Genomic DNA, 14,606 nt, shown 5'->3' with positions numbered 1-14,606 from the left:
GCTGTCAATGATTAGCTTTGAAGTAGAGCGGGCTATTCTGGATGTTTTAATTTTCGAAAATTTAACATTTTAACCCCCATGAGCGGCTTGTTCTTCAGCAATCTTTAGCGTAATATAATAAACATAGAGTGAAATTCTTGCTCAGCTAACAAGCCTGATGTAGGAAGTCAGATTGTGAGTATGGTGTGCAAGCTTAATTTAAATTAAGAAGCCTAAAATACTACGAGAGACATCCACTTAAACCAAAGAACTGCAGCAAGAATTTCCTCTATGTTCATTTTTTGCTGCCTGCAAGTGTAATGAATTCCCAAAAAATCATGCATCAATTAAAAAAATCGCTGCTTTTGGATGTTACACTTTGGGAGAATGATGCAAATCATCTTCGTGCCAGTCAGAATCGTGTCTTAATGCTTCCATGTGTTGTCTAAATGTTGCATATCTATCCGCTTCTTCAGAAAATGCTTCTCTAATATCCATGGTTTTCAGTGCAGTAAATGCCTCAAGTCGGTCAGCGGTAGAATCATCTCCTCGATAATCTTGATCCGGGTTTAAATGCAACTGGTTGTCTGACGCATTATTTTGATTAATAAATGCGATGAGTTCTGGGTCTTTTTTAATTCGTTAAAAAGAAAGCTAATAAAAGAATAGCTCTTGGCTTTGGATTCACTAAAATTCAGGTGAATTTGTTGCATGACCCCACCTAACGTCGATTCAGTGCGTGCTTGTTCAACTAAATTGATGGCACGTTCAATGCCAGCTTCGCCATGAGTATGAATGATACCAATCCTATTTCTTATTGGAGAGGTTTGGGTAATGTGTTCACTGTATTCCGTGGCAGCTTTATTTAATATATCCACCAAGCGATCTGCTGCTTTTGCCGAAGTTAATTTAGTGTCTCTTATGGCCATTGCTTCTTTGGCTGCAACTTGTTGTACAACGGATGTAGGATCAATGGCTGCAATGGGCCTGTGAACGTGCAAGGGCTGTTCTCTGGCGTAAGCAGCCATTAATTTATCCCATCCTTGCTGATAACGCTCTCTAAATTCAGGGTCTATATCCATTTGCTGTTGGTAAAATTGATGAAAATTGGGGGGCGGGGCTATCGCTTCTTTTTGAGGTGGAGTTACTGCATAGCCGGGAATCAAATCAAGCGCGTACTGTGCCGGCCCCAAGACTTCGTGCAGGCTATGTAAACCTCCGCTCACCATGTAGGCAGAAACGGCCGCAAAGTAGTGTTGCTTTTCATGAACATCAGGTAAATTGCCATACATTTCCATCATGTTTAAAAAAAGGCTGGTCATCCCAGAAGGGCCCGCGGCGTATACTGCATCATTTTCAATTAGGTCACGAACATAAATGGAATCTAAATTGGCTTCCTGGTATTTTGCATCTGGTGTCCAACTGGAAGGGTCGACTGGAAGACCCTCTTCAGATTGTCCAGCCAGCATGACGCCCATCTGACTGCTTTGCACCTCCGGCAGGCTGCCTTTACGCCCGCGTCCGGATTCTGCAGTATATAACGCTGAGCCATATATTTTGACATCGGAAATGAGTCTGAGTTTATCGACATCCATTTCATCAAAAAATGCCGCCGGGTTATCTTTAAATTCGCCATCATTATATTCCACGATGATTTGCCGCAATGTTCCGGTTGGCATGCCTTTATTGGGTGCCTGAATAGATTCTGGCAAAGTGCGCATATATTTTTGTGCGAAAAGAAATTGAATGAATAATATCTGATTTAAATCTTTAGGGTCGTTTGCCGTTAGGATTTCCTTGACTCTGCGATAATCGATTTCTTCTGGCTGGGAACCAAAACCGGTTTGATTTTTACCGCTGGTTAGGGAGGCTGCAAAAGCGTCTAATTCTTCTTGCATGCCTTGCTCTTCCATTTGTGCAAATACATTTAATAAGCCCTGTGATACTTTTCCTACGGACGTCATCATGGCCGTGGTGGGGTGCTGGAGCAATTCAATTTGCATTTGCGATTCAAAACGACGTGCCAATGGGTTTTCATGTTTTTCTTGCAGTGTTTGGTGATAAGCGCTGCTGCTGATGGCATGAGCGATATTTTGCAAATCTTCCATTTCTTGAGGTTCTAGTCTCTCAGAGAGCGATTCGGCAACAAAGGTTAAGAGTTTAGCGGCAATCTTCGGGTTTTGCTCGTGATTCTCAAGCAGTATTTTAAGGTCATCGATTGCTTTAGCCAGCAAAGGAGACGAGTATTTTTGTTGCAGTCCCATGAGATGATGAATGGCATAAAAATAAGCTTCTGTTTTGGATTTAAAAGGTGATTGTTCAACTTTTATGCCATGCTGGATTACATCCAATCGTTGTTTTGCTTCTCGAAGACTGAATCGTTCTTCTGGATCTTGGTTTAGCAACCCTGTAAGCAACTGCTGATATTGTTGCCCTTTTGGCGTTTGGAAAATCGGATGATTAAAGCTGAAAAAATCAGGGTTAGGAGGGTTCGGGATAGCACTTATATCCTGATCAGTCAGATACAAATACAAGCTAAAACCCAAAAGATAAGCATGATGTTTGTCGACCTTGGATATGCTTTCCCCTTCCTCTAATTCAGGGGGAGTGAAACCAGGCGTATACATATAATATTGAGACTGCATTCGCTCTCTATTAAATTGTTCTCCATCTCTATCAAATACTCCAGCGGTGGTGTCAATAAAGGATTTTGTATCGGCAATCATTAACTTGCCGTCTTCTGTTATCAAAAAATTAGTGGGTTTCATGTCGGGGAATAAGGCGTTATTCGCCCCAAAATGCAGTAAAATATCCGCCATTTGATCATAAATACTCCAAGCGCTTGCTATTTTTTTCTCTGGCGTGTCCATTTTTATTCCATAAGCAAGCACATCGCCTTGCGCACAAAATTCCGTAAGTTCCAGACTGAAAACTCTATACATATCGTCCGATCTAAGTTGTTCTCTGGAAGCATAGACTCGAGCCATATTATGGCCAACTTCCGTATGCCGTAAGCGTTCGGACGTTTGGCGATTATTGCCGAGAGTTGGGGTTATTTTTAAGACATAGGTTTCTTGACTGATAGGATCTTCTAATAAGTAATTTTGCGAGTTCCCTCCTCCCAAATATCGGATGGTATAGGCCTCTAGGCCTGGAAACTTGTCATCAAATTTCCGATGAAATTCTTCAGCATCAAATTCACCCGTTTTAGCTAAATATTCGGTTAACTCAAGAAGAATATCATGGCCTGCTGCGGCCAATTGATTGGCGATGAGTGGGTGTGGAGGGATAATTTCCCGCTTAAGGACGGGATTATTTTCTAAAATATCAAAAATACGTCCATTGATGGTGGTAATAATCTGTCTTAAATGTTCTTCATCACTGGCCGATATTTGTTCATTCGCAAGGAGGTCGCGAATGGAGCGTTTTATTTCTGTTAATTTTTGATAATTTTCTTTGGTGTTTTCTTTAATGGAAGATTGGTTGATGTCCCCTAATAAGCGTATGACGGTCGTGGCGGCGGTGGAGGTAGATGCCCCAGACAGCCTTGCCCAAAAACCAGGACGGGTCATTTTAGCAAAATGGGTTGGACTGGGAATAGGGGCATCGGACTTAATATGCTCGATTTCCCAGGCATTAATGGCCGCATCCTGGAAAGAGGGCGCACCCAGCGCGCGAAATTCATTTTTCATGGCATCAATAAATGTTTGATGCAATTTATTAATGTATTCTACTTCACTATCATCGCCTGCTTCGATAAATGTCATGATGCGTATGGAGACATCCAATAAGCGATGAGCTTGCTGTATTTCTATTAATAATTCGGGTTTTTTGTGAATATCGGCACGGTTGTAGTTATCAATCAATGCATTAATTTGGGCAATTTTTAGATTAATATCTTCAATGTCTTGAGAATGTTGTGGGTTGGATAATGTATCGAGTTTATTTAACATGACAATACCTGCCTATAGGATCGGATTATCCATCTCTTAGGCAGGATTAGCTCATGGGGAGGCATGAGATGTTCCTGCCATTTTACGGGTAATATCTGTATTAATGTTTATCCCACGTGCACTTAATTGGTCTAAGTAATCTTGTGCTGAATTGCCACTTATATCTCTCATGGATAAATCGGCTCCTTCATCCATTAAATATTCAATCAATTCTTCAGTTTTTGTATCCATTGCCGTACTGTCTGCAAGCAAGTTCATGAATGCTGATCTGCCGCGTGCATCGGGTTGATTGATGTCTACGGATGTGTTTTCCTTTAACCAGCGGACTAATGCCTTGTTTCTTGATTCTACGGCGTAGTGAAAAGCTGTGAATCCACGGACATCTTGTTTGGAAGCATTGGCCCCACGTTCCACTAAAAAAATGACTGCGTCTAAATTTCCAGCGCTGGCGGCAAAATGCAGTGGCGTTCTTTTGTAATGATCTTCTTCATTCACGCCGATTTCTGGTCCCAGGCAGGCATTTAGGAGTGCCGTATCGGCATAGCGTGCAGCATAATGCACCGGTTTTTTCCCATCTCCGTCGGCTAGACTTAATAAATGGGGAATCGCTGTTAGCAGATTGGCGGTGGAAAAGCGTCTATTAAGAATGGCAATATGTAGGCAAGATTGTTGCGAACTGTTTTTCTTTAGTACTAATGCTGGATAATCTCTCATTAGCGAGGTGAGGGTATCGGTGAAGCCATTTTGTGCGGCAAGATGGGCTACGGTGGTGCCGCTGATGTCTTCTTCCTGTATGAGACTGGGCGCTACAGTTTGTAATTGATTGTATATAGCTAATTTTCTCGCTTTTACTTCTTCAGAAGCCCCTGAGGGAACCGTCAGGGAAAAATGCAAAGGCGTTTGCTTTAATCGGCTTTTTTTTGCTGTATCTGCGCCATGACTCAATAATACTTCTGTGGATTTAAGATGCCCTTTCAGCGCAGATAAGTGCAAGGCAGTGATTCCAACGGCTGTTGCATCATTGACGAGTCGTTTTTTGTCGCTGGTTCCTTCCAATACTTGTGTGAGATATCGATCATATCCTTTGGAGGCGGCGTATTGAATGCAGTTCATTCCCCCTAATAGGGTGGGTTTGTCCGTTAAGTTATCCGATTGGCAAGCACAAATAGTGGTAAAATAGTGAGAAAGATATTCTTGTAGTGCAAGATACTTGTCTTCTTGGGAGCCAGTGAATTTAATGTCTTCACTGACGTGTTTTGTACACCAGGATTCCAGCGCAAGAACTTGTTCATCAGAAATTGCATGCTCATCAATAGCTAAGTGTTCAAGTAACTGTTTCCATCTTTTTATCACCATGTACTCCCATATTGAATTTTAAGCGTCATTTTAATTTGCTACTATTAATAGTATATGAAATTTATTGTAAAATTTTTTTCCAATGTTTTAACCCGAGATTACTATGGGGAATTCTTCCTTAACGTCGCACTTTGCATCGGATTTGTTACTTCTTCCCCCTCACAATAAAGCCTCTATTTATTCTTTATTAATTGCTAAGCTAGGCAAGTTTCAGGCTAAAACGATGGTTGATTATCAACAAATAAGATCATTGGTTACTGTTCTTAAAGAATTAATGTTGAATCATGAACAAAGTTTGCTTGTGTTAAATTTTCATCTTAAACAAACCATAAGCACAAGGGGCATATCTTCGCCGTTAAAGGGATTCCTGGAAGATGTCATAGTCGCTTTTTCCAATGAGCAATTAGGCCAGTCATTTAATATTGCTGAAGTTACTGAGGATAAATTGGAAGCACGAATTCCAAGACAGCTTGAATCGCAATTGGCAATCCATTTGCTTCATTCCCCAAGCCCTCGCATGTGGGAAAGCGTAAACAGGGTGAGTGCGGTTATCATAGCCTTGATTGATAAACATCGCGATCGACCTGAATTGTTTTCTAAGTTCTTGCAACATATCCATGGTAAAGCAGACCATGAATTGGAACCCACCTTACCTTTCGCGTTTGCCCATTTTCCCAGCCCTAAAAATCTCGATGATGTGATTACTTTGTTGGCAGACGCTAATGACTTGGCGGCGGTGATGTTGATTCAGTTTATGTTTATGCGAGATGCTTTTTTAAATCTTGATATCCCAGCTTGTTATTATGATGCGTTGCTTATGGCGGAGCATGGCGGAGATTTTAAGGAGTACTTAAATGAGGTTTATTCCCCAGGTGATTATAAATGTCTTGCACATTTTTTTTTACAATACATAGCTTTTTCACCTGGGCTTTATTCTGATAGAGGCCGTGCTGAATTTGATTCTAATTTAGATAATCATTTAGGTTTGGTCACCCATGTCGAAGACAGACGTTTAATGCCGACCAGGAGTTCTTACTGGTATCCTGATTGCATGTGCCAGAAAGCGAGACTTGAATCTCCTTATGTAGTTTCCTTAACGTGTCATGATATTCCCTATGTAGCAGGGCCATCCGGAATGACGTCGGTATTTTTAGGAGCATTAGCGCTTTTGGGAAATTTTACAACAGAGCAAGATAAAAATTATTATTTATTAGCGGTCTTGGTCTATATGGTAAGTGGAGGCTTGCATAGCATTCATGAAGTGTTATCCATTCCTAAAATTCGGTTAGGATTATTGCCGGAGTATCAAGTATCAGGTGCCAAAATAGGGAACTATGCCAGCTTTTTTTCTTTATTTTCAGAAGATCCTAGTGTTACTACTAATATTGAGTCGGCATGGTTTGCTACGATGCGCTGGTTCAATAAGATATTTCCAAAGGCTTGTGAAATCAGCGAAATTGTTGCTGCCGGCAAAGAAGAAGCACTGCTTTCGGTGGGCAAGGATGCTCCAAGCTTATGATTTCTGCAGGTGCTGAAGCGAAATATTAAATTCAAAGAGTAGGCTATAGACCGACGTTAAAAAAATTTTGCTAGCTGGATATTAAATGAATTATTATCCTGCCATGGATAGTAACTTCTTATCCTAATGATGCCATTTACGATTAAATTGTTTGTCGTTAACCGTTATCAATGAGCACCGCAGTGGAATGTTCCTGCTTTGATAGGAGATCAAGAGTTATGAAGTATCGAGCGTTACCTTTCTTTTTAGCCAATCTTTTTTTGGGTTTCTATAGTTCAAGTTCTTTCGCAAAAGTCAGTGAAAAAGACGTTTCTCTTCCTGAAAAAGGAAAATTAAATATACATGCTTCTCTGCTATATCTACAACCGACTAACAACGATTTAAAATACTCGGTGTTTGTTTTCAATACTCAACCTTATAGCCAGGATTGGGCTTATCAGGTTCTTAACCCTCCTTATGCGCCTGCATTTGAGCTTGGTGCTGATTATTCTTTTTATGACTCTCCTTATTATAATGTCTCCATTGATTGGTTGCATTTAAATACCTCTGCTTCAGCGTCCAAGCAAGCCGATCCAGCTGTCAGTCTTGTAAATGTTGAATTCGTTGCACCTCCTTATGACGTAGGGCCTGCTGTTTTCGGCATTAAACATGCGAGCAGTACGGTGAAGATTGATTTTGACAATATTGCGTTGCAGATAGGGCGATTATTTACCTTTGATGAGGGGGCCTTGCAAGCCAGACTGTTTAGTGGAATTAATATTCTTAATCTTAATCAAACCGTTACAACGACATTCAGTGATTTTCCTGGCGCATTGCCAACGACGCTCACTTACGGTTTAGCACCGGATCCTACGTATTCATTTCAAACAAAAAATACTTCAAAATATCTTGGTGCCGGGCCTGATCTTGGCCTGCAGGCTCGTTATCATATGAAACATGGTTTTAGCGTAGTTACTCAAGCTCAGGGTATGTTAACCGTTGGGACTATCCGTGCCAGTGATCAGTTTACCTCAACTTCACAACCTTTGTCGGAGGTTGGGATTCCGGTCAGTAAACAATGGGTGGATGCTCCTACGATGACTCAGGTTGTTCCTGCTTTTGATGCAAAATTAGGGTTGGCTTATCAATGGTCTTCCAAAACGTTATCTAATTTAACCATTGAGTTTGGTTATCGTGTGGCCAGTTACATTAATGCCATATCTAATGTTATTCCTGCAACATTAGTACAAGCAGGAGATAGCGCTGCAACGCCTGAATTTGCAACGGGAACAATGGCCATTCAATCGACGGATACGAGACAAAGCACCTTAAATTTAAATGGGCCTTATCTTGATTTTAAATTAAAAATGATGGGTTAACGCACCATGAAGAACATCAGTAAAATAGTGGCTTTGTGCTGTGTCTTGCCCTCTATGAATGGTACTGCAGGTACAATGGGCGCCGAAGAGGTTCAATATCATTGGAAACCAGTCATTGGCGTCAGTGTTTCCCCTTCTTGGGCAAGTGGCGGTGAAACCCAAACGTTTTTCCTGCAGCCTGACATTGAAAAAACTTATACAGCCAATAAAGAGACCAGTTCGTTTGCTACGGGGGAATTGTTTTTAGGGCTGCAGAAAAATCTAAGCACTAATTTTATTGGACAATTTGGGCTGGCCATTAATGCCACAGGAAATGCTGGCTTATCCGGGGATATTTGGGAGGATGCCGATCCGGATTTTAATAACTTTACGTATAACTACAAAATCAATCATGTTGGGGTTGCACTTAAAGGTCGGATTATTGGGTTTGCAGAACGTTTTCTTCAACCCTATGTCAGTGGCAGTCTTGGTGTTGGTTTTAATCGTGCCCATGATTTTTTATTACCCCTAAAATTTTCGAAGAAGTTCCTGCACCAAATTTTAGAGCTAATACCAAGACAACATTTAGTTATACCCTTGGAGCCGGCATCCAAAAATCATTGTCGCCTCATTGGCAAGCGGGGATTGGTTATGAGTTTGCTGATTGGGGTCGCAATAATTTGGCTCGTGCACCGTGCCAGTCACTCAATGAAGGATTGCAGCTCAGTCATCTCTACGTTCAGCAACTGCAATTTACCATAATGTATGTTACCTAAGGTTAGAAAATGAATGGAAGATACGTTAGGAATGTATTACTAGTACTGTGCATACTCTGCTTGGGAAATGGAGTGCATGCAGAAACACAGCCTAAATTTAGCATCATTCCAACGACGCCAACGGCTTTTTTATTGCCAACGAACTTTGTCAAGACGGTGCAATATGTGGTTACCAATAAGACAAAAATCACCCGAATGTTAACCATAAAAGCCATCACCGGTGTAAATCAGAGAACGAATGGAACAGGGTATTGCTCAAATCCGTTTACGCTGGCTCCCGGGCAACATTGTTTGTTGACGTTGCAAGTCAATGGTAATCAGATTCCATCGCGCATTGATGGTGGTCCTGAAGTCTGTAAAACTCAAGGGTCAGGTAATTCGAGCCCGGATCCATTTCTTTGCTCTCAGCCAGGTCAGGCCGATGGTTTAGCGATTTCTTCAGTCCCTGCAGGGCAGCACGCTTATATAACCAATTGGCAAGGTAATAGTATTTCTCTTTGTCAAGTGAATCCGGCGGATGGCGCTTTAGAAGATTGCGCTATTACTGCTGCTGGATTTAATGGATTTGGTAATCCGGAGGCGATTGCGACCAATCCTGCTGGAACGATCTTATATGTGGCAAATATTGGCAATAACAGCGTTTCTTATTGCCGTATTAATACTTCAACGGCAGCATTAAGTAATTGCAGGACTATAAACAATGGTCCTTTCAATAGACCAGATGGGGTTGTTCTTAATTCTGCCGGAACGTTGGCATATATTTCAAATGCTGCTGGTAGCGTGTCTATTTGTCAAGTTGATGGCACAACGGGGGCGTTGCAAACACCTTGTAATACCGTTATTCGCCCAGATTTTGCTACCCCCTCGGATATGACGCTCAATGCTGCAGGAACAATAGCTTATATATCAAATTTTACTGGCAGCTCTGTTTCTATTTGCAATACCGTTGGCACGACACTGAGTGATGTGTGTGTCACCACCAACGGTAATAATTTATTTGACGGACCGGAAGGAATTACCTTAAATCCCTCAGGACAGTTTGCTTATATTGCTAATAATAACAATAACAGGATTATCCGTTGTCGAGTAGATGCCAATGTGGGAACGTTAAGCAGTTGTGCGACGACAGATGGGCGTTTTGATGGATTTGGAAACATTGGATTTAATGATATAGGAACACGCGCCTATGTTCCCAATTCTTTGCTGAATAAAGTATTTGTTTGTTCAGTTGATATAGCGGATGGCTCATTAAGCGAATGTAGAGATTCTAAGGGGACAGGGTTTGATAACCCTTCAGGCGTTTTATTATATTAATTTATTTTTGGGCAAAAGGATTGCATCATGATCATGAAATGGAGAAAAGCTAGAAATTTTACTATTGTTATTGCATTTATTCTAAACGTTATTTCGTTTACCTCTCACGCCTGTACGACCGTATTTTGGAATGACAATGGTATTTCTCGGGTCGTTGCTCGCTCGGTTGATCTTTATACTTCTGATTTGCCCTTAATTAAAGCCATGCCTCGAGGAACAAAACATTCAGGCGAGGCTGGAGAGAATTCATTAACCTGGAGCTCTAAGTATGGCACGCTGGCTGTAACAGCTTTTCATTCCAATGCTGTGTCCGATGGAATGAATGAAAAAGGGCTGGTGGTGCATTTGCTTTATTTAGCGGAAACGCAATATCCGCAAAGTAACAGTGATGCTCAAAAGATATCCAACGTTTTATGGGCGCAATATGTGCTTGATAATTTTGCAACCGTCGATGAAGCGTTGCAGGGTACAAAAGATTTGCAGATTGTTGCAACAAAAGTATATGATAAGATTTGGCCATTGCATTTGGCCATGGAAGATGCAACTGGCGATTCCGCCATCATTGAATTCATTCAAGGAAAAATGCATGTTTATCATGGTCGACAATATCAAGTGATGACTAATGAGCCGGCTTATAATATTCAACTTGCCAATCTTAAACGCTATCAAGGATTTGGTGGGAAGTTACCTCTGCCAGGCGACCCCGATCCTCTAAGCCGTTTTGTTCGTGTTGCGACCTTTTTAAAAACATTGCCTAAACCAAACTCTCAGCTGGAATCCATTGCCGGTGTTTTAGCCGTCATGCGTACGGCAATGGTTCCGTTTGGTGCGGTAGATACGTCTGGCAATAAAACAGAAGATGCCTGGGCGACTCGTTGGGTAAGCGTTGCAGACGCTACTAATAAGGTGTATTACTTCAATTCGACTTCAGCGCCGAATATCATTTGGATCGATTTAAATAAAATTAATTTTGCTGAAGGAGCACCTCTTTTATCCATTGATCCAACCAATATTGCCTTGGAAGGAGATATTACAAAAAAACTCATGCCAACGTTATAATTTAAACGCTTGGGGCCTGTTGTTAATTTTTTGAGCGTAAATGACAACAGGCCTGAATTTTTTATTTCAATTGATATTCAACCGTCGTTACGACACGTACCTTTTTCATAATGGCATTGCCGCTGTCATAGTTGGAGTTGGCATCTGCAATGGTGAATAATCCTTGCTTTGCCAAGCGAATATAACCTAAGGCTGCTTTTGCATTATCGGCAAAGCTTTTTGCCGCTTCATAGGCACTTTGCGTGGCGTCATTCAGCATGTCTGGTTTAATCGCATTTAAGTCGTTGAACCGATATATGGCGTTGGATGTGGTAACGACGATTCCTTGCTGGACAAGATCGCCTGTTTTTTGTATTGCAGCCGCTACCTGGTCCACATTGGCGGTGGTGACGGTTAATCCTGTATCAGCACTGTAGCGCGGCATGTCTTGATTTTGATTGTATGAAACGCTTTGATTATCAGTTACAGCGACGGGATTGGTACTGATTTCACTGTCTTTAAAGCCTTGCTTACTTAAAAATTGATGAGTTTTGCCTTGTGCTTCATCAATGGCTTGATAGAGAGCTGGGAGTTCGTTACTCACCAATTTAATGTTTAATGTCCATATGGCTTCATCGGATTTTACAATGCGTTCAGCTAATCCTTTCACTTCCACAAAGCGACTGTATTCTCTGGAATCAGTTAAACCTTTTGCAATAAAAAACCACTCAACGCAAAACCACACCCCAAAATCGAGGCGGAAAAAAGTTTCGACCACATAAGAAAAAACTCCTTATATTAGCTAGGAAAATCCAGCGAAAATAATGAAAAAAAGCACCTGTTGGGTGTGTAAAATAGACGGTTCTGAATGGAACGTCAATAGGCAAAATGGATTTTTTTGTTGCAGAAACAAGAAAGCAAATGGCCCGCGCAATTTAGTCTTATTTGTTTTGCTGATTTAAACTGTTTTAATGATTTTGGAATAGTTTGAGTTGAATGGATGATGATCCGGTCGGCGCTCAAACGTATGGTCATTGATGGATAAATTTTGAATGTGATCAAATTTGAAATTTCGCCATTCAGGAAGTTCCCCGCTTTTACTGCCATTACTAATTTGATAACCATGAAGTTGCATGGATTGGTTTAAAATCCCGTAATGATGTGGTTCGACTTGGCGAACATAACCGTCATAAATAAAATGAATGATTTTTCTATTTATAATCGCATGGTTAATCATATGTTCAATGAGATTCATTTCCAGAGTCTTTTATTGCTTGCCTATTTACTATATAGGCATCGCTTGATTGCTGGTTAAGTCGGCAGAGAGAAGAATATTTATAGTCGAGCCTTTAATGATCATTAAAGGCTCGAAATATTTATGCATACATCGTGGGTCTTATGTCATTGTTAAATCGTTCTTCGTCCTCTTTTTGCGCTTTTTGTGCCGCTTCCAATTCCTCGCGTGCCGCTTCTATTTCCATTTGTCTTTGAGCTTCCTCAATCTTTATTTTTGCCAGTTAAATTTCATTTCGGGTTCTTAGTTCCTGCAATATGCCCATCAATAAAAGAAGAGAAGGCTGATCAAAACTGACCTGCACCTTTGGTGGCGCTGAACTAAAAAAACCTGGCGCAGTGGCTGATGAAGTGCGGAGGGGAGTTGGCGCGGCGTGCGTGGAGCTAGAAGCCAGCGAATGCTCAGCTGCTGAAGAACCAGAAGTGGTTGAATGTTCAGCGCTTGAGAAAGCAGGTCTTTTACGTGGTCTCGTATAACGCTTATCTTTTCCATCCATTTTAGATCTCCTTATACGTGGTCAACCAATTACAGGTTACTCGATATTCTGAGAAAATAGCAAGTAACTTGTGTTTTATTTTGTCATTATGCCCGGCGGGTGAGAGTTAAGGGGAATTAGGTGCAAAGCCCAAAAAGTAAAATTAGATATAATTTTGTGCAATTATCTTAAAAAGATGGATAAGACTGTACTCGTTTATGAATTGGTATTATACTATTTGAACTTTTAATTTACATTAAAAAACATATGTCCAGCAATGAAGAAGCGATTAAACGTCATTTTGAAGAGGACAGGTTAGAAAAAAAGCGGAGGCATTATATTGAACCTTATAGTACCAGTACCGCTGCTGGTTCCGCTGATGTAGGTGATGCTGCTGGTGTCGCCACTGCTGAAGCGACTCGTCCTCCTAGCATAATAGCATTATGTGATGCGGCGGCTTATCTTACTAAAACCTTGCTGGCGCTGGGTGCGGAAAATAATTTGGATGATGTGGTAGCGAGTCGTGGGCGTTCGTGGGAGGCTGGGAAATATAGAACGAGTTGGTTGTATTTAAGCCGAACTGACCATGGTTTAAGAGAGGAGTCCCTAAAAAAGGCCAACGCAGAAGGTTGGCAAACATTGTTTAAAGCGGGTATTAAGCAAACATTTTTTTATCATATTCCTTCCTATGAACCTAAAAATGCTCGCAGGAATTACGTCGCAAGAAATGCTGCTTGTGCAGTATTAAGTTTAACTGGAAATTGCGACCAGCATGCACATGTCATGGCAACTTTGTTATGCGCCATATTACCTGTTGGGACACCCATTAATATTTGTGGCATGCGAATGGGTGGAAGAGACTTTCCCCATACTTTCGTTGTCGTAGGAAATCTTGGGGGAGGGCATCTTATCTCTTTAACAAAACCTGGAATTAAAGATTTATTAGTCGTGGATGCTTGGCCCACTCAAGGGGGAGCTGTTCGTCTGGAAGATTTTTTTGTGTGTGAGGGAGCGCTTCCCGCAGCGCAATTAATAGTTGATATGCGTCTTATGGCGGATGGAAAAGATCATCTAATAAAACGAGTGGCTAAACAAAAAATCCTGTATGATGTTCTTGCCGCAGAAGATGAGTGTGTTGAGGCTGGACCAAGTCAGTCATTGTTGGGGCATTTTTTACATCATGAATTGGTTGAACAGATAACCTACACGCAACAAATTCACCGCCATCGATATTTGTCTACTTCCCTGGATGAATATGATGCCAGTATGTTTGCAGCACCTACTGTGTCAAGTCGCTATGCACCCCCTACTGATAGTGCTGCTGCCTATAACTATATCCTTGAGTGTTATCCTGATCCACGTTTAAAACGCTGTGTTGAGTATGTTCAGGAAAAAACGCATACAATGGTCAAGCAAGATGAACATCTTGATGGTGATTTTACTGGGCGCGCCAATGCAATGATTCCTGGATGCTCATGAAAGTTGACAACCATTGTTCATCGGGTTACTAGGTTACTCGTACAAGTATGAAGATCAACTAATTTACGGGAGGTTTTGGTAAAAAA

General features: G+C 41.3%; 12 protein-coding genes. 6 read left to right on the top strand and 6 right to left on the bottom strand.

Translation table 11 applies throughout. The features are described 5' to 3' along the window. Positions 1-351 precede the first annotated feature (351 nt). The 3 genes from LOA_RS12900 to LOA_RS12890 are packed head-to-tail and all read right to left on the bottom strand — an operon-like array spanning position 352 to position 5,288. Entirely contained in the window at positions 352-558 is a 207-nt protein-coding gene (locus LOA_RS12900; RefSeq protein ID WP_025386696.1) for a hypothetical protein, read from the bottom strand. After that, the gene (locus tag LOA_RS12895; RefSeq protein ID WP_025386695.1) at positions 549-3,932 is read right to left on the bottom strand and encodes a protein kinase family protein; all 3,384 of its coding nucleotides are present in this window, start codon (positions 3,930-3,932) and stop codon (positions 549-551) included. Before LOA_RS12895 ends, LOA_RS12900 begins: the two co-directional genes overlap by 10 nt. A 51-nt stretch (positions 3,933-3,983) precedes the next feature. After that, positions 3,984-5,288, bottom strand: a complete 1,305-nt coding sequence (locus tag LOA_RS12890; protein ID WP_025386694.1) for an ankyrin repeat domain-containing protein — start codon at positions 5,286-5,288, stop codon at positions 3,984-3,986. A 103-nt stretch (positions 5,289-5,391) separates the two neighbouring features. On the opposite strand from LOA_RS12890, the gene LOA_RS12885 reads away from it, so the two are divergent. From LOA_RS12885 to LOA_RS12865, 5 genes are all read left to right on the top strand, one after another. Further along, positions 5,392-6,807, top strand: coding sequence for a hypothetical protein (locus LOA_RS12885; protein ID WP_064101351.1), 1,416 nt, complete (start codon positions 5,392-5,394; stop codon positions 6,805-6,807). Positions 6,808-7,025: 218 nt separating this feature from the next. Next, positions 7,026-8,165 carry an Lpg1974 family pore-forming outer membrane protein gene (locus LOA_RS12880; protein ID WP_025386692.1) on the top strand — a complete coding sequence of 380 codons (1,140 nt, stop codon included), beginning with the start codon at positions 7,026-7,028 and terminating at the stop codon, positions 8,163-8,165. A 6-nt stretch (positions 8,166-8,171) separates the two neighbouring features. After that, positions 8,172-8,906, top strand: coding sequence for a hypothetical protein (locus tag LOA_RS12875; RefSeq protein ID WP_238551269.1), 735 nt, complete (start codon positions 8,172-8,174; stop codon positions 8,904-8,906). 86 nt (positions 8,907-8,992) lie between these two features. Beyond that, positions 8,993-10,234, top strand: coding sequence for a beta-propeller fold lactonase family protein (locus LOA_RS12870; RefSeq protein WP_158423062.1), 1,242 nt, complete (start codon positions 8,993-8,995; stop codon positions 10,232-10,234). Between the two features lie 33 nt (positions 10,235-10,267). Then, a complete protein-coding gene (locus LOA_RS12865) occupies positions 10,268-11,293 on the top strand; it encodes a linear amide C-N hydrolase (RefSeq protein WP_158423061.1) in 1,026 nt (341 codons plus the stop codon). A 61-nt stretch (positions 11,294-11,354) separates the two neighbouring features. Here LOA_RS12865 and LOA_RS12860 read toward each other — a convergent pair whose 3' ends face one another. The 3 genes from LOA_RS12860 to LOA_RS12850 all read right to left on the bottom strand — a co-directional run bounded on the left by LOA_RS12860 (position 11,355) and on the right by LOA_RS12850 (position 13,062). Then, the gene (locus LOA_RS12860; RefSeq protein ID WP_025386689.1) at positions 11,355-12,050 is read right to left on the bottom strand and encodes an SIMPL domain-containing protein; all 696 of its coding nucleotides are present in this window, start codon (positions 12,048-12,050) and stop codon (positions 11,355-11,357) included. A gap of 180 nt (positions 12,051-12,230) precedes the next feature. Continuing rightward, positions 12,231-12,527, bottom strand: coding sequence for a WYL domain-containing protein (locus tag LOA_RS13960; RefSeq protein ID WP_025386688.1), 297 nt, complete (start codon positions 12,525-12,527; stop codon positions 12,231-12,233). A gap of 262 nt (positions 12,528-12,789) precedes the next feature. Continuing rightward, positions 12,790-13,062, bottom strand: a complete 273-nt coding sequence (locus LOA_RS12850; RefSeq protein ID WP_025386687.1) for a hypothetical protein — start codon at positions 13,060-13,062, stop codon at positions 12,790-12,792. A gap of 246 nt (positions 13,063-13,308) precedes the next feature. On the opposite strand from LOA_RS12850, the gene LOA_RS12845 reads away from it, so the two are divergent. After that, a complete protein-coding gene (locus tag LOA_RS12845; protein ID WP_025386686.1) occupies positions 13,309-14,520 on the top strand; it encodes a hypothetical protein in 1,212 nt (403 codons plus the stop codon). Positions 14,521-14,606 lie beyond the last annotated feature (86 nt).

The organism is Legionella oakridgensis ATCC 33761 = DSM 21215, assembly GCF_000512355.1.
Classification (GTDB): Bacteria; Pseudomonadota; Gammaproteobacteria; order Legionellales; family Legionellaceae; genus Legionella_A; species Legionella_A oakridgensis.
This window is presented reverse-complemented; position numbering and strand designations above follow the sequence as displayed.